This window comes from Bacteroidota bacterium (genome assembly GCA_038746285.1).
In the GTDB taxonomy this organism is placed as follows: Bacteria; Bacteroidota; Rhodothermia; order Rhodothermales; family JANQRZ01; genus JANQRZ01.
This window is the reverse complement of record JBCDKT010000002.1, coordinates 125,486-141,821: the sequence shown is the minus strand read 5'-3', so window position 1 is coordinate 141,821 and position 16,336 is coordinate 125,486. Positions and strand designations below refer to the sequence as shown.

Annotated in this window: 15 protein-coding genes; 13 read left to right on the top strand and 2 right to left on the bottom strand. The window is 68.3% G+C overall.

The genetic code is table 11. The features are described from left to right. The first annotated feature begins 26 nt into the window (after nt 1-26). The 4 genes from AAGI91_01425 (at nt 27) to AAGI91_01410 (ending at nt 4,184) form a co-directional block, all read left to right on the top strand. On the top strand, nt 27-1,202 hold the full coding sequence (locus tag AAGI91_01425) for an acyl-CoA dehydrogenase family protein (protein ID MEM1041266.1): 1,176 nt from the start codon (nt 27-29) through the stop codon (nt 1,200-1,202). Nucleotides 1,203-1,260: 58 nt separating this feature from the next. Continuing rightward, entirely contained in the window at nt 1,261-1,665 is a 405-nt protein-coding gene (locus AAGI91_01420) for a RidA family protein (GenBank protein MEM1041265.1), read from the top strand. Between the two features lie 10 nt (nt 1,666-1,675). Next, on the top strand, nt 1,676-3,313 hold the full coding sequence (locus tag AAGI91_01415; GenBank protein MEM1041264.1) for an AMP-binding protein: 1,638 nt from the start codon (nt 1,676-1,678) through the stop codon (nt 3,311-3,313). Between the two features lie 64 nt (nt 3,314-3,377). Beyond that, complete coding sequence (locus tag AAGI91_01410) at nt 3,378-4,184, top strand: ZIP family metal transporter (protein ID MEM1041263.1); 807 nt, start codon at nt 3,378-3,380, stop codon at nt 4,182-4,184. Nucleotides 4,185-4,662: 478 nt separating this feature from the next. Here the strand turns inward: AAGI91_01410 and AAGI91_01405 are convergent, their stop codons facing one another. Continuing rightward, the gene (locus AAGI91_01405) at nt 4,663-5,640 is read right to left on the bottom strand and encodes an SDR family oxidoreductase (GenBank protein MEM1041262.1); all 978 of its coding nucleotides are present in this window, start codon (nt 5,638-5,640) and stop codon (nt 4,663-4,665) included. A 63-nt stretch (nt 5,641-5,703) separates the two neighbouring features. After that, complete coding sequence (locus tag AAGI91_01400; GenBank protein MEM1041261.1) at nt 5,704-6,201, bottom strand: biotin/lipoyl-containing protein; 498 nt, start codon at nt 6,199-6,201, stop codon at nt 5,704-5,706. A 120-nt stretch (nt 6,202-6,321) separates the two neighbouring features. On the opposite strand from AAGI91_01400, the gene aat reads away from it, so the two are divergent. From aat to AAGI91_01355, 9 genes are all read left to right on the top strand, one after another. Beyond that, nucleotides 6,322-6,921: a leucyl/phenylalanyl-tRNA--protein transferase gene (aat, locus tag AAGI91_01395; GenBank protein MEM1041260.1), complete on the top strand. Its 600-nt coding sequence runs from the start codon at nt 6,322-6,324 to the stop codon at nt 6,919-6,921. A 77-nt stretch (nt 6,922-6,998) separates the two neighbouring features. Beyond that, nucleotides 6,999-7,922: an N-acetylmuramoyl-L-alanine amidase-like domain-containing protein gene (locus tag AAGI91_01390; protein MEM1041259.1), complete on the top strand. Its 924-nt coding sequence runs from the start codon at nt 6,999-7,001 to the stop codon at nt 7,920-7,922. 87 nt (nt 7,923-8,009) lie between these two features. Next, a complete protein-coding gene (pfkA, locus tag AAGI91_01385) occupies nt 8,010-8,984 on the top strand; it encodes a 6-phosphofructokinase (GenBank protein ID MEM1041258.1) in 975 nt (324 codons plus the stop codon). A 101-nt stretch (nt 8,985-9,085) separates the two neighbouring features. After that, entirely contained in the window at nt 9,086-9,826 is a 741-nt protein-coding gene (gene ubiE, locus AAGI91_01380; GenBank protein ID MEM1041257.1) for a bifunctional demethylmenaquinone methyltransferase/2-methoxy-6-polyprenyl-1,4-benzoquinol methylase UbiE, read from the top strand. A 60-nt stretch (nt 9,827-9,886) separates the two neighbouring features. Next, complete coding sequence (gene aroF / locus AAGI91_01375) at nt 9,887-10,924, top strand: 3-deoxy-7-phosphoheptulonate synthase (protein ID MEM1041256.1); 1,038 nt, start codon at nt 9,887-9,889, stop codon at nt 10,922-10,924. Nucleotides 10,925-10,996: 72 nt separating this feature from the next. Beyond that, the gene (glmS, locus tag AAGI91_01370; protein ID MEM1041255.1) at nt 10,997-12,832 is read left to right on the top strand and encodes a glutamine--fructose-6-phosphate transaminase (isomerizing); all 1,836 of its coding nucleotides are present in this window, start codon (nt 10,997-10,999) and stop codon (nt 12,830-12,832) included. A gap of 78 nt (nt 12,833-12,910) precedes the next feature. Then, on the top strand, nt 12,911-13,987 hold the full coding sequence (gene prfA, locus AAGI91_01365) for a peptide chain release factor 1 (protein ID MEM1041254.1): 1,077 nt from the start codon (nt 12,911-12,913) through the stop codon (nt 13,985-13,987). Then, nucleotides 13,988-14,362 carry an elongation factor Tu gene (locus AAGI91_01360; GenBank protein ID MEM1041253.1) on the top strand — a complete coding sequence of 125 codons (375 nt, stop codon included), beginning with the start codon at nt 13,988-13,990 and terminating at the stop codon, nt 14,360-14,362. Nucleotides 14,363-14,590: 228 nt separating this feature from the next. Further along, nucleotides 14,591-16,324 carry a Na+/H+ antiporter NhaC family protein gene (locus tag AAGI91_01355; protein MEM1041252.1) on the top strand — a complete coding sequence of 578 codons (1,734 nt, stop codon included), beginning with the start codon at nt 14,591-14,593 and terminating at the stop codon, nt 16,322-16,324. Nucleotides 16,325-16,336: the final 12 nt, after the last annotated feature.

The window sequence follows — 16,336 nt, the reverse complement described above, 5'->3', positions numbered from 1 at the left end:
GTCCTCTGTCCTCTGTCCTCTGTCCTGTGACCCATCTCGCCCTACCGTTTTTCGAGGACCGTCACCGCGGCCTCGCGCGCGACCTCGACGCGTGGGCGGAGGCGCACGTCGATGAGGCACCGGAAGACGACGCGGAGGCGTGCCGGCTGCTCGTCCGGGCGCTGGGCGAGGCGGGGTGGCTCACGCTCTGCGTCCCCGCGCCCGCCGGTCGGCACGAGCGGCTCGACGTGCGGAGCCTCTGCCTCGCACGCGAGACGCTCGGCTACCGCTCGGCGCTCGCCGACTTCGCCTTTGCGATGCAGGGCCTCGGGGCCGGGCCGGTCTCGCTCTTCGGCACCGACGCGCAGCGCGACGCCTACCTGCCCGCCGTCGCCCAGGGCAAAAAGATCGCCGCGTTTGCGCTCTCGGAAGCAGAGGCTGGGTCAGACGTGTCGGCCCTCGCCACGACGGCCACGCCGGACGGCGACGCCTTCGTGCTCAGCGGCGAGAAGACCTGGATCTCGAACGCGGGCATCGCCGATTTCTACACCGTGTTTGCCCGGACCGGCGAGGGGTCGAAGGGCCTCAGCGCGTTCGTCGTCGATGCCGACACGCCCGGCCTGACAGTCGCGGCCGACATCCCGCTCATCGCGCCGCACCCGCTCGGGACGCTCCGCTTCGCCGACTGCCGCGTGCCGCGCTCTTCGCTGATTGGCGAGGTGGGGCAGGGGATGCGGATCGCGCTCTCGACGCTCGACGTGTTCCGCACGACGGTCGGAGCCGCCGCGCTCGGCTTCGCCCGCCGGGCGCTCGGCGAAGCCCTCGGCCACGTCCGCCGACGCGAACTCTTCGGCGGGACGCTCGCCGACCTGCCCGTCGTCCAGAGCCAACTCGCGCAGATGGCGACCGAGATCGACGCGAGCGCGCTCATGGTTTACCGCGCCGCGTGGACCAAAGACGCCGGGGCCGAACGCGTAACGAAAGAGGCGGCGATGGCGAAGGCGTACGCTACCGAAGCCGCGCAGCGTGTGATCGACACAGCGGTTCAGCTTTTCGGCGGGCACGGCGTGACGGTCGGCTCGGTCGTAGAGCGCCTCTACCGCGACATCCGCCCGCTCCGCATTTACGAGGGCGCGACCGAAGTCCAGCACCTCGTCATCGCCCGGCAGCTTCTGAGAGCGGAAGACCGGAGGAGCGAAAGAGCGGAAGAAAATACAGGCTGAAGCACAGCCGCTTCGATTCCTTGCCCTCCATTCCTTCCACGCCTTTCATTCTCCAGCCATGACTACTCTCCAACCGCCAGACTGGCCGCGACCGAAGGGCTACGCCAACGGCATCCTCGCTGAGGGGCGGCTGCTGTTCGTCGCGGGGCAGATCGGGTGGGACGCCGACGAGCGGCTCGCCGACGGCCTCGCGGCGCAGACGGAGCAGGCGCTGCGCAACATCCTCGCCGTGCTGCGCGAGGGCGGGGCCGGGCCGGAGCACGTCGCCCGGATGACGTGGTACGTCACCGACAAGCACGCCTACAACGCGGCCCTCGCCGAGATCGGGCAGGTGTACCGCACCGTGATCGGGCCGCGCTACCCGGCGATGACGCTCGTCGAGGTCGCCGACCTGCTCGAACCGGGTGCCCTAGTGGAAATTGAGGCCACGGCAGTCGTACCGTATGCTCAGAAACAGACCTGACGCTGAGCCGATGGAGCCTTCTGCCCACCGCGACCCTTTCGCCCGCGACCACCTCCCGCCGCACGACCTGTGGCCGGACCTCCTGCTTGGCGGCACCTTCGCCTACCCGCCGCGCCTCAACTGCGCCGTCGAACTCCTCGAGCGCGCCGTGGACGCCGGGCACGCCGACCGCCCGCTCTTCCGCACGGCCGAGGGGACGCAGACCTACGCTGCGTTCCTCGCCGAGGTCAACCGCATCGCGCACGTCCTCGTCGACGATCTCGACCTCGTCCCCGGCAACCGGGTGCTCCTGCGCGGGCCGAACACGCCGCGCCTGGCCGCGTGCTGGTTCGCCGTCGTCAAGGCCGGCGGCATCTGCGTGACGACGATGCCGCTGCTGCGCTCGTACGAGCTGACCTACACCGTAGAGAAGGCCCGCGTCAGCCACGCCCTCTGCGACGCCCGCTTCCGCGACGAACTAGGCAAAACCCAGGGTGAGACCGACCTCCTGACCTCCGTCGCCTACTTCTATGCCGACACGGACCACGACCTCGAAGCCCGGATGGCCTCGAAGCCGGACCACTTCGAGGCCGTCGACACCGCCGCCGACGACGTAGTGCTGATCGGGTTCACGTCCGGCACGACCGGCAAGGCGAAGGCGACAGCGCACTTCCACCGCGACGTGCTCGCCATCTGCGACGCCTTCCCGGCCTCCTGCCTCGACCTCGGGCCGGACGACATCGTGATCGGGTCGCCGCCGCTCGCGTTCACCTTCGGCCTGGGCGGCGACCTGCTGTTCCCGATGCGGGTCGGGGCCTCGTGCGCGTTCATCCCGAAGCCGAGCGTCGAGGCGATCCTCCAGACGATCCACGACTTCGGCGCGACGGTCTGCTTCACCTCGCCGACGGCCTACCGGGCGATGCTCGACCGTCTCGACGCGTTCGACGTTTCCAGCCTACGGCAGTGCGTCTCGGCCGGCGAGCCGCTCCCGGCCCCGACCTTCCACGCGTGGCACGAAGCGACCGGCATCAAGATCATCGACGGCATCGGCTCGACCGAGATGCTGCACATCTTCCTCTCCGCGCCGAAAGACCAGATCAAGCCCGGTACGACCGGTAAGCCTATTCCCGGCTACGAAGCAAAAGTTGTGGACGAGAACGGCAACGAGGTCCCCCCCGGGACGGTCGGCCTCCTCGCCGTGCGCGGCCCGACGGGCTGCCGCTACCTCGACGACCCCGAACGGCAGCGGACCTACGTCCGGGACGGCTGGAACTACCCCGGCGACGCCTACCTCGTGGACGACGACGGTTACTTCCACTACCAGTCGCGCACCGACGACATGATCATCACCTCGGGCTACAACGTCTCCGGGCTGCAAGTCGAGAGCGTGCTCCTGACGCACGACGCGGTCGGCGAGTGCGGGGTGGTCGGCGTACCGGACGAGGCGCGGGGGCACCTCGTCAAGGCGTTCATCGTGCTCCGCGAGGGGGTGGAGGCGAGCGATGCACTCGTGGCGGAGCTGCAGGATTTCGTCAAGGCCGAGATCGCGCCGTACAAGTACCCCCGCGCCGTTGCTTTCCTGGACGCCCTCCCGCGCACGCAGACCGGCAAGCTCCAGCGCTTCCGGCTCCGGGACGCTTCGCTCCGCGAGCAGGAGAACGCTGCCTAGAACAAAGGCTCTGCCCGGCAGTAGGCCCTCCGCCTTCATCTGCATCTCCGACGGACCTCCGCCGATGGACCTCTGGCTCTACGCGCTCGGCAGCGTGCTCCTTGTCAGCCTCGTCTCGCTCGTCGGCGTGTTCACGCTCTCGCTCAACGCGGCGCGGCTGGAGCGGATCGTCTTCCTCCTCGTCTCGTTCGCCGTCGGGGCGATGCTCGGGGGAGCGGTGATCCACCTCATCCCGAGGTCCTTCGCCGCGCTCGGCGACCAGACGGCGAGCCTGCTCGTCCTCGCCGGCGTGATCGCGTTCTTCGTCCTCGAGAAGTTCCTCCACTGGCGGCACGACCACGGCGTGGCGGGCGTCGCCGCCGAGCACGAGGTCGCCGCCGCGCTCGACGCCGAGCCCCCGCCGGTCAAGCCGTTTGCGACGATGAACCTCGTCGGCGACGCGGCCCACAACCTGATCGACGGGGCGGTGATCGCGGCGGCCTACCTCGTCTCTGTCCCGGCAGGCGTCGTGACGACGGCGGCGGTGATGCTCCACGAGATCCCGCAGGAGATCGGCGACTTCGGGGTGCTCGTCTACGGCGGAATGGAGCCGAAGCGGGCGCTGGCCTACAACTTCCTCTCGGCTCTCGCGGCGATGGTCGGGGCCGTCGTCTCGCTCGTCGTCGGGTCGCAGGTCGAGGGCTACGCGGACTACCTGCTCCCGCTGACGGCCGGGTCGTTCCTCTACGTCGCCGGGAGCGACCTCATCCCGGAGCTGCACCACCACCACAGCGTGCCGGCGACGAAGTCTGTGTGGCAGCTCGTGATGATCCTCCTCGGCGTCGGGGTGATGCTGCTCCCCGCCGTCCTCGGCTTCGACGCGCGGCATTGAAGCGCTCCAACCCTCTCCGACGCCTCTGAATAACACCATGAGCGAAGATAAAATCACGGAATCAGATGAGGTAACGTTTTCACAGATCCTCGCCTCTATTGCTTGTCGGCCCCATATGTATGTGGGTGAGCGTTCACTTGAGAAAGTGGCTATTCATCTGGATGGGTACCGCTGGGGCGTTATTCATGCTGGAGGCAGAGACCCCATGATGCCTAGCCTATCCTGGCTGACATGGGTTGAGATGCGCTGTGTTATCCGCTGTAGTGCGTGGGGCTGGTGGCGTATTCTGGTACATCATTACGGAGACGAAATGACCGCCATATCAAAGTTGCCTGAACTGTATGAGGCTTATCTCAGCGATCTCGAACGATTGGGCGAGGCCGGTATCGAAGCAGAGCGAGATCGTCGATTGGAGGAGCAATACGGAGGCACTCACGGCCATCCAGATGAAACTCATACTCCTGCCCCCACTTGGCTTTCAGCGAGCATAGCTGGCGGCGATGCGCTCGGCGGTGGCGCGGAAGGGGCGGAAGGTGACGCCTAGCTCCTCGCGCGCCTTGCGGTTGCTGTAGCGGTAGGCCCGGCCCGAGATGCGCGCCGTCTCGCGCGTCAGCGTCGGGCGCTGGCGCGTGACGAGGGCGGCGGCTTCGGACAGGCTCCCGGCGGCCATCGCCAGGCCCGGCGCGAGGACCAGCTTCGGCCCTGGCACGCCGAACGCCTCGGCCAGGGTGCCGAAGATCTCTTTCCAGCGGAGGTTCTCCGACCCGAGGAAGTAGCGCTCGCCGGTCTCGCCGCGCGCCATCGCGGCCCGGTGCCCGGCCGCCACGTCCTCCACGTCGACGACGCTCGTCCCGCCCGCCGGGGCGACGGGCATCCGCCCGCGCCGCACCCGGTCTACGATCTCCGTCGTGTTCTCGCCCGCGCGGCCTGGCCCGAAGATCACGGCCGGGTTGACGATCACGGCGTCGAGCCCTTCGGCGACCGCGCGGTGCACCTCTAGCTCGGCCGCGTGCTTGCTCCGGGCATAGGCCGTGTTCATCCGCGAGACGGTCCACTCTGCCGTCTCGTCGATCACCGCGCCCTCCTTCTCCGGCCGGCCGAACGCGGCCTGGCTGGAGGTGAGGACGAGGCGCCGCACTCCGGCCTCGCGCGCCGCGTCGGCGACGTGGGCCGTGCCCGCCACGTTGACCGCGTGCAGGCGCTCGGCATCTTTCCTCCCGCCAAACCCGACGAACGCCGCCGCATGGTACACGCACCGGACGCCCTCCATCGCCGCCCGGACGCTTGCCCCGTCGGTCACGTCCCCGACCGCGTGCTCGACGTGGTGTGCGCGTTCGCCGAGCAGATCGAGTGACGAGGTCCCGCGGCGCAGGATGCGGACGGTCTCGCCCGCGCCCAACAACTGGCGGACGAGGACCGAGCCGAGGAAACCAGTTGCGCCGGTAACCAGAACCATTGGGTGATTGGGGAATGACTGATTGGGTGATTGGGAGCCACAATCAGCCAATCACTCAATCAGCTATTCGGCGAATGAAACCAGGAGGTCGTTCTTACCGACCGCTTGGCCGGGCTCGACGTGGACGGTGGCGACGGTGCCGGCGGCGGCGGCGCGGAGTTCGTTCTCCATCTTCATCGCCTCCAGCACGACGAGGCCCGTGCCTTCGGGCACCTCCTGGCCCGGCTCGGCGAGGACGGAGAGGACGAGGCCCGGCATCGGAGCGCGGAGTTCGCGCTCGGCGGCGGAGTCGCTGGTGTCCATGCCGAACTGCTCGAGGAGGAGGTCGCGTTCGTTCTTGAGTCTGACCTGGAGGCGTTGCCCGGCGTGAGTGAGGGCGAGCGTGCCGTCGCGCTGCGGCTCGGCGGTGAACGAGTAGCTCTGCCCGTCGAGGAGGAGGAGCACCTCGCGCTCGGCGATGCGCTCGACGCGGGCCTCGACGGCCTCGCCGTCTACGGTCAGATCGGTGCCGTCGAGCGCGAGGTCGACCGTGCGGTCGTGGACGAGGGCCTGGAATTGCATGATGGTTTCTAGTTTGTGGTTCCTAGTTTGCCTGCGGCAAGGCTTCGCGTTCTGGTTCGGCAAGACTGATCGGTGCGCTGAACTAGGAAACTAGGAACCGTAAACTGTAAACTACGCCCCGTGGCCGATCCGCCACTCACGCCCGACCTCCTGCTCTACGCCTACCGGCGCGGCCTCTTCCCGATGGCCGACCCCGACGAGGGCGACGCCGTCTACTGGTACGCCCCTGACCCGCGTGGCGTGCTCCCGCTCGGCGGGTTCCACGTCCCGAAGAACCTCGCGAAGCTGGTCCGCCGCGCCGCGTTCGAGGTGACGGCGGACCGGGCGTTCGAGGCGGTGATGCGGGCGTGCGCAGCTCCGGCGCCAGACCGGGAGACGACCTGGATCTCGGACGAGGTCGTGGCGGCCTACACCGCGCTGCACCGGCTCGGGTTCGGGCACTCGGTCGAGTGCTGGCAGGAGGGCGAGCTGGTTGGCGGGCTCTACGGCGTCGCGCTCGGCGGGGCGTTCTTCGGCGAGTCGATGTTCCACCGCGCGCGCGACGCGTCGAAGGTGGCGCTCGTCCACCTCGTCCGCCGGCTTCGGCAGGGCGGGTTCAGGCTCCTCGACGTGCAGTTCGTCACGCCGCACCTCGCCCGCTTCGGCGCGGTCGAGATTCCGCGCACTGAGTACGAGCGGCGGCTGGCCGAAGCGCTCGCGGTGAAGGCGCGGTGGGACTGAACGAAGTTTTAACCCGGCACGCGGACAAACGGCAGCAGCGCGGCGTACTACCACCCTCGTTCACGTTATGTGCTCCCATGAACCGCGTACCGTCCATCGTTTTCGCTGCTCTGTTCCTCACCGCCTGCGCCTCCGAGCCGGCGGAGGAGCCGGTCGCGGCACCCATCGCGCAGGCGGAGGCCGTGGACGCACCTGCCGCGCCGGACTCCTCGACGGCGCAGACGTTTGAGGCGGTCGTGGCCTACGCCCAGGAGCAGAACCTCGTAGCGCGCCCGCTCGGCGAGATCGTGCAGGCCGTCGGGCTCCAACTCCTCGGGCGGCCCTACGTCGAGGGCGCGCTCGACCGGACCGCCGAGGAGGCGCTCGTCGTCGACCTCACGGGGTTCGACTGTGTGACGTACGTCGAGAACGTCCTCGCCATCGCCCAGGCTGTGCAGGCCGGGACGCCGAGCTACGACGCCTACGTGGCCAACCTCGAAGCGCTCCGCTACCGGGGCGGCGCGCTCGACGGCTACTGCAGCCGCCTCCACTACTTCACCGACTGGATGCGCGACAACGACGCCCGCGGCAACGTCCGCCTCATCACCCAGGACGTCGGCGAGCCGTTCGACAAGACTATCGACTTCATCAGCGGGCACCGCGAGGCCTACCCGAAGCTCGCCGCGGGCGATGCTCGGAGCGACAGCCTCTTTGCCTGCATCGAGGGCGTGGAGGCCGGGCTGCGCGGTCACGACCTCTACTACGTGCCACAGGACGACATCCGGGGCATCTACGGTCAACTCGAAGCGGGCGACATCATCGCCACCGCGACCGACATCGACGGCCTCGACGTGACCCACACCGGGTTTGTGCTCAAAGACGGCGAGCGGACCGGCTTCCTCCACGCCTCGCTCACCGGCGAGGTCAAGGTCTCCGACGACCTCGCGGACTACATCGCCGGCAACCGCGTCCAGACGGGCATTATCGTCGCTCGGCCGCTTGCGCCCGGCACCAGCGGTTGAAGAAACCGCCGTATTTTACGCCTCACCATGGGGGCGGCCGGCCGGTCGCCCCTACGCATATCGCTCAGCCGACCTGCCATGTCTGACATTCTCCGAATCGGCGTGCTCACGTCCGGTGGCGACGCGCCCGGCATGAACGCCTGCCTCCGGGCGGTCGTCCGCCGCGCGGTCGCGCAGGAGCTGGAAGTCGTCGGCATCCGGCAGGGCTACGCTGGGTTGATCGAGGGCGATTTCGTGGAGATGGACCGGCAGAGCGTCTCGAACATCCTCGGCAAGGGCGGGACGATCCTCAAGACGGCGCGCTCCGACGCCTTCCGCCAGCCCGAGGGCCGGACGCGGGCGGCGGAGAACCTGCACGCGGCCGGCATCGACGCGCTCGTCGCAATCGGTGGCAACGGCACGCTGCGCGGCGCAGCGCTCCTCCACGAGGAGCACGGCACCGCCGTCGTCGGCTGCCCGGGCACGATCGATAACGACCTCTTCGGGACCGACGAGACCGTCGGCTACGACACCGCGCTCAACACGGCCATCGAGAACATCGACCGCATCCGCGACACGGCCGACGCGCACAACCGGCTGTTCCTGATCGAGGTGATGGGCCAGGACGCGGGCTTCATCGCGCTCAACTGCGGCATCGGCGGCGGGGCCGAGCTCGTGCTGATCCCCGAGACGCTCACCCAGATGTCGGCGATCAAGGAGCGCATCCTGTCGCTCATGGTGAGCCAGCTCCGCTCGTCGATCGTGGTCGTCGCCGAGGGCGAGGACATGGGCGGGGCGGTGAAGATCGCCGAGGCCCTTCAGGAGGACGAGGCGTTCGCACCCATCGACCTGCGCGTGTGCATCCTCGGGCACGTCCAGCGCGGCGGCTCGCCCACGGCCCGCGACCGCGTCCTCGCTAGCCGTCTCGGCTCGGCGGCCGTCACGGCACTCCTCGAAGGGCACGACAGCGTGATGGTCGGCGTCGTCAACGGCGACGTCAAGCTGACCCCGATCCGCCAGGTCTGCGACCGCAAGAAGCAGATCGACTACGAGCTGCTAAACCTCAGTGACCTGCTAAGTTGAACGCTCTTGGCTGTCGGCTTCTGGCTGTTGGCTCTCGGGCTTCAGCCGGAAGCCGGTAGCCAAGAGCTACAAGCCAGAAGCTACAAGCCAAGAGCTACCCCATGTCCCACAAACCCCCCATCGGCGAAGTCGCAGGCAAGAAGCAGGAGGTCGAGTCGATGTTCGACGCGATCGCGCCGCGCTACGACCTCCTCAACCGCGTCCTCTCGCTCGGCATCGATGTCCGGTGGCGCAAGCAGGCCGTCAAGATGGCCGGGGCCGCGCTCGACCGCCCGCCGCGCCGAGTCCTCGACGTGGCCACGGGCACGGCCGACCTCGCTGTCGAGGCGCTCAAGCTCGGGCCGCGCGAGGTGATCGGCGTCGACATCGCCGAGGAGATGCTGGAGGTCGGGCGCGGCAAGCTCCGCGAGCGCCGGCTCGACCACCGGGTCACGCTCCAGCGCGGCGACGCCGAGAACCTGGCGTTCGAGGACGGCGCGTTCGACCTCGCCCTGGTTGCCTTCGGGGTCCGCAACTTCGAGGACCTCGGAGCCGGGTTGCGGGAGCTCTGCCGCGTCCTCCGCCCCGGTGGGGCGCTCGTCGTCCTCGAGTTCAGCCGACCCCGCGCCTTCCCGATGAAGCAGCTCTACGGGTTCTACTCCAGCCAGGTCCTGCCGCGTGTCGGGCGCGCCGTCTCGGGCGACAGCGGGGCCTACGCCTATCTCCCCGAGTCCATCCAGGCCTTCCCCGACGGCGACGACTTCCTCCGCGCGATGGCCGAGGCCGGCTTCGACGGCCTGCGCGAGCAGCGCCTCACGTTCGGCGTGGCCTCGCTCTACGGAGGCGTCGTGCCACACCCGTAGACACAGAACCCGGCCCCGCCAGGAACGTACCTCCCGGCCTACTCTCGCCACCCCACGCTTATGATCGTCGTCATGCAGGAGCGGGCCACCGAGGCCCAAGTCGCCGCTGTCACCGAGCGCCTCGAAGCGTACGGCTTCGCGGTGCAGCCCGTCGTCGGAGGGCACCAGACGGTCCTCGGTGCGGCGGGCGTTCAGCCGGACTTCGACGTGCGCCACATCCAGATCCTCGGCGGCGTCGCGAGCGTGGCCCGCGTCACGAGCCCGTACAAGTACGTCGGGCGGTCCTGGCAGGAAGAGAACACGGTGATCGACGTCAAGGGCGTCGCGGTCGGCGGCGAGGAGGTCATCGTCATGGCCGGGCCGTGCTCGGTCGAGAGCGAGGAGCAGCTCGACGCGGCGGCGGCGGCCGTGGCGGCCGAGGGCGCGACGTTTCTGCGCGGCGGGGCCTTCAAGCCGCGCACCTCGCCCTACTCGTTCCAGGGGCTCGGCGAAGAAGGGCTCCGTCTGCTCCGCACCGTCGCCGACCGCCACGGCCTCCGCGTCATCACCGAGGTCATGACGCCGTCGCAGGTGGACCTCGTCGCGGCCCACGCCGACGTGTTCCAGATCGGCGCGCGCAACATGCAGAACTTCGACCTGCTCCGCGCCGTGGGGCAGACCGAGACGCCAGTTTTCCTCAAGCGAGGGCTCAGTGCCACCATTAAGGAGTGGCTTATGAGCGCCGAATATGTAATGGCAAGCGGCAACCCGCACGTCATCCTCTGCGAGCGCGGTATCCGCACCTTCGAGTCCTCCACCCGCAACACGCTGGACCTCTCCGCCGTGCCGGTCGTCAAACAGCGCAGTCACCTCCCCGTATTCGTCGATCCGAGCCACGCCGTGGGCTTGCGTGACAAGGTCGTCCCGCTCGCGCGGGCGGCCGTGGCGGTGGGTGCCGACGGCCTCCTCGTCGAGGTCCATCCGGACCCCCCGCGCGCCCTCTCCGACGGCCCCCAGTCGCTTTTCGTCGAGCAGTTCTCCGACATGATGCGGCAACTCCGCCTCGTGGCCGACGCCGTCGGCCGGCCGATGCGGGCGGCGCACGAAACCTCTGTGTAGGCCGTGCATCGACCGGTGCCTTGCGTTATGCTTCAGACGCACCTCCCTTCACTTTCCTAGAATATTACCTCTATGTGTGGCATTGTCGGATACATCGGCGAGCGCGAGGCCAGCGGTATCCTCGTCACCGGACTGAAGCGCCTCGAGTACCGCGGCTACGACTCCGCCGGCATCGCCGTCCTCAACGGCACCGTCAAGGTGCGCAAGAAGGAGGGTAAGGTCAGCGAACTCGAGCAGGTCCTCAGCGGTGAGCCCGTCGACGGCACCGTCGGGATGGGGCACACACGCTGGGCTACGCACGGCGTCCCGAACGACGTCAACGCCCACCCGCACACCGCAGGCAGCGGTCGCTTCGCAATCATCCACAACGGCATCATCGAGAACTACGCCGTCCTCAAGAAGCGCCTCGCCGAGAAGGGCTACGCGTTCGAGAGCGACACCGACACCGAGGTGCTGGCGCACTTCATCGACGACGTACAGAAAGAGGCTAACCTCTCCTTTGCCGAGGCCGTCCGCCAGGCGCTGACGCAGGTCGACGGCGCCTACGGCCTCGTCGCGGTCTCCCAGGACGAGCCCGACATGCTCGTCGTGGCGCGCAACGGCAGCCCGCTCCTGCTCGGGATTGGCGAGGGCGAGCACTTCATCGGCTCCGACGCCAGCCCGTTCATCGAGTACACGCGCAAGGTGGTCTACCTCAACGACGGCGAGATGGCCGTCGTCCGCCGCGACAGCTACGAGGTCTCCCGGATCGACGGCGCGCCGGTGGCGAAGGAGGTCCACGCCCTCGAGTGGAACCTGGAGGAGATCGAGAAGGGCGGCTACGAGCACTTCATGCTCAAGGAGATCATGGAGCAGCCCGAGGTCCTCGAGAACGCGATGCGCGGGCGCGTCCTGCTCGGCGACAACCGGGTCCGCCTCGGCGGGCTCACCGACGTCATGCCCCAGCTCGTCGGGGCCGAGCGCATCATCATCTGCGCCTGCGGCACCTCGTGGCACGCCGCCCTCGTCGGCGAGTACCTCATCGAGAAGCACACCCGCATCCCGGTCGAGGTCGAGTACGCCAGCGAGTTCCGCTACCGCGACCCCATCCTCAAGGACGGCGACGTGGTCCTCGTCATCTCCCAGAGCGGCGAGACCGCCGACACGCTCGCCGCCGTCCGGCAGGCGCAGGAGGCCGGCATCCTCACGCTCGGCGTCGTCAACACGGTCGGCTCGACCATTGCCCGCGAGACCGACGCGGGCGTCTACCTCCACGCTGGGCCGGAGATCGGGGTGGCGAGCACGAAAGCGTTCACGGCCCAGGTGGTCGTGCTCACGATGATCGCCCTCGCCGTCGGCAAGGAGCGCGGGACTCTCTGCGACGAGACCTTCCGCACCTTCCTCCAAGGCCTCGCAGCCGTCCCGGACCAGATCCGCAGCGTCCTCGCCCAGAGCGAGGTGATCGAGAAGCTATCGCAGGACTACGTGGCCGCCGACAACTTCCTCTACCTCGGACGCGGCTGCAACTTCCCTGTCGCGCTCGAAGGCGCGCTCAAGCTCAAGGAGATCTCCTACATCCACGCCGAGGGTTACCCGGCGGCCGAGATGAAGCACGGCCCCATCGCCCTCATCGACCGCCACATGCCGGTCGTCGTGATTGCGATGAAGGACGCGATCTACGACAAGGTGGTCTCGGGGATCGAGGAGGTCGCCGCCCGCGAAGGCGCCGTGATCGCCATCACCGAAGAGGGCAACCACGAGCTCGACGACCTGTGCAAGGTGGTGCTCCACGTCCCGCGCTCGCTCGAGTGCCTGGAGCCGCTGCTGACCGTCGTCCCGCTCCAACTGCTGTCGTACTACGTCGCCGTCCTGCGCGGCTGTAACGTGGACCAGCCGCGCAACCTCGCCAAGAGCGTCACGGTCGAGTAGGACGCAAACGTTTCGTACCTTTCCCGGCGTAGGGGTTTGATTAATCAAACCCCTACGTCCGTTTAATGCCCGCCGCCGATGACCTCCATCCCCGACGAGACCCTCCGCGACATCAAAGCCCGCCACGCCGAGGTCGAGCGCCTGATGGCGACGCCTGAGGTCGCCACTGACCCGACGCAGCTTGCCGACCTCGGGCGCGAGCACTCGGAACTGACCGACCTGAAGGCGAAGATCGAGCGCGTCGAGGCGCTGCAGCAGGAAGCCGACGACCTCCGCGAACTCGCTGGGGGTGACGATCCCGAACTCGCCGAGATGGCCGCCCTCGAACTCGAAGGCATCGAGGCGAAGCTGCCGAAGGCCGAGGAGGCGCTCCGCCTCGCGCTTATCCCCAAAGACCCCGCCGACGCCAAAGACGCGATCCTCGAAATCCGCGCCGGCACCGGCGGCGACGAGGCCAGCCTCTTCACCGGCGACCTCCTCCGGCTCTACACCCGCTTCGCCGAGCAGCGCGGCTGGAAGATCGAGATGATGGACGCCACCGAGGGCGCGCAGGGTGGGTTCAAAGAAATCACGCTCTCGGTCAAAGGCCCCGAGGTGTTCGGGACGATGAAGTACGAGAGCGGGGTCCACCGCGTGCAGCGCGTTCCCGCCACCGAGAGCCAGGGCCGCATCCACACCTCCGCTGCGACCGTCGCCGTCCTCCCCGAAGCCGAGGAGGTGGACGTCGAGATCCACGCCAACGACCTCGAAATCGATGTCTACCGCTCGTCCGGCCCCGGCGGGCAGTCGGTCAACACGACCGACTCCGCCGTGCGGATCACCCACAAACCGACGGGCCTCGTGGTGACGTGCCAGGACGAGAAGAGCCAGCACAAGAACAAAGACAAGGCGCTCCGCGTCCTCCGCAGCCGGCTCTACCAGGCCAAGCTCGACGCGATCAACGCTGAGCGCTCGGAGCAGCGCCGCGCCCTCGTCGGCTCCGGCGACCGGTCCGAGAAGATCAGGACCTACAACTACCCCCAGAGCCGTGTCACCGACCACCGCCTCACGGGCGACGACAAGAACCACGCGCTCCAGGACGTCCTCAACGGCGACCTCGACGCCATCATCGCCGCCCTCCGCATGGCCGAGAACGCCGAGCGCCTGAGCGGATGAATGGCTGTTGTGATCGAACTCCGATACGACATACGCGCTCGGATTACGCTTGTCCTGACTGAGGAAGGGGGTCGAAAAACACCTGCTGTTCGGGGTTACCGACCTCAGTTCTACTACAGCGGTCGAGACTGGGACGCTCTGCCAGAATACATCGGTGTTGAGCAGGTTGAGCCGGGGCAGACGTTCGAGACGTATCTCCATCTCCTCAGTCCAGAGTGCCACTACGGAAAGGTCACGTCAGGGATGCCTTTCGAGTGGCGTGAAGGTGCTCGCGTGGTCGGACAGGGTGTCGTTCTTGAATTGCTAGAGTTAGAGCGGGCAGCGCGGGAGACACTGGAACGTGACCCGAATGCGCTTGAGAGTTGCCGGGAATGACGACCTCGCGCAAGGACGTGCCCCGCAAGCTGAAGTGATAGCCGAAGACGGAAGTACGAGGGCTACTTCGGACTACCAAGTACGTCATCCCGGACCCCGATCCGGGATCCACTGGCTGGCACCGGCCGATGGGTCCCCGCCTGCGCGGGGACGACGTGGAAGAGGATCGGCAACAGGGATTGGGGCCGTTGCGCTAACTTCCGGCTGCGAACCGGACTTCTTAGCTCCATGCAACAGCGCACCCTCCTCGTTCTTTTTCTCGGCCTCGCCGGGCTGACTGCGCTCGGGGCGCAGGTGGAGCCGCAGAGTGTGCCGCCGGCAGCGCCGCCCGACGCGCCGGTACTGCTAGAGGCTCCGCCAGCCGAGGAACCCGCCGAACCGGTCCCAACGTGGCTCTCCATCGTCCCCGCCCTCGTGGCGATTGCGGCGGCGCTCGCGTTTCGGCAGGTGGTGGCAGCGCTCTTCGCAGGCATCTGGATCGGGGCTTGGCTCGTGCGCGGCGGGATCGACGGGCTCTGGCTCGGGCTCCTCGACACAGTCCAGGTCTACGTCCTCCAGGCCCTCGCCGACGCGGACCACGCGGCGATCATCATCTTCACGCTCATGATCGGCGGGGTCGTCGGGGTCATCCAGAAGAACGGGGGGACGAAGGGGATCGTCAGCGCGGTCGTGGCGTGGGCGAGTTCGGCGCGGCGGGGGCAGCTTGCGACGAGCTTCCTCGGCCTGGCAATCTTCTTCGACGACTACGCCAACACGCTCATTGTCGGCGGGACGATGCGGCCGATCACGGACCGGCTCCGCATCTCGCGCGAGAAGCTGGCCTACATCGTCGACTCGACCGCCGCGCCCATCGCCTCGCTCGCGCTCGTGACGACGTGGATCGGGTACGAGGTCGGGCTGATCGGCGAGGCCGTCGCCCGGATCGACGGCTACGACGAGGCGGCGTACTCGGTCTTCCTCAACTCGCTCGCCTACAGCTTCTACCCGGTCCTCGCGATCCTCTTCGTCCTCGCCGTCGCCGCGTGGCAGCGCGACTTCGGGCCGATGCTCGCCGCCGAACGCCGCGCCCGGCAGACCGGCCAGCTCTTCCGCCCCGGCTCGGACATCGAGCAGGCCGAGGCCGAGTCGAGCGTCCTCGTCCCCGACGAGTCGACGCCCGCCCGCGCGCTCAACGCCGTCGTCCCGATCCTCGTCCTCATCGTGGGGGTCGTCGGCGGGCTCTTCGCGACGGGGGAGGGCGACTCGGTGCGCGAGATCATCTCGTCGGCCGACTCGTACCGGGCGATGCTGTGGGCGTCGCTCCTGGCGGTCGTCGTCGCGGTCGCGCTCTCGGTCGGGCAGCGGATCCTGACGCTCACCGAGGCGCTCGACGCGTGGTACGCCGGGATGAAGGCGATGCTCTTGGCGATCATCATCCTGATCCTCGCATGGGCGCTCTCCGGCGTCAACGACGCGCTCGGCACGGCCGACTGGCTGGTCTTGAGGCTCTCGGGGAGCCTCGCGGTCGGCCTCGTCCCGGCGCTCGTCTTCCTCCTCGCCGCCGCGACGGCCTTCTCGACGGGGTCGAGCTGGGGGACGATGGGGATCCTGATGCCGCTCGTTGTCCCGCTCGCGTGGGGCGTCCTTTCGGCCGAGGGCATGGCCGAACCCGAGCACTACCACATTCTTTACTCGTCGGTCTCGGCCGTCCTCGCCGGGGCCGTCTGGGGCGACCACTGCTCGCCGATCTCGGACACGACGATCCTCTCGTCGCTCGCCTCGGGGTGCGACCACATTGACCACGTCCGCACGCAGCTTCCGTACGCGCTCCTCGTCGGGACCGGGGCGATCCTGCTCGGGACGCTGCCGGCGGGCTTCGGGGTGCCGTGGTGGCTCTGCCTGCCCGTCGCGGCGGTCGTACTCCTTGCGGGGCTGCGGTTCTTCGGCGAGCCGGTCGAGGCCACGGAAACAGTACGGGGTTGACGGAGCGCCGAC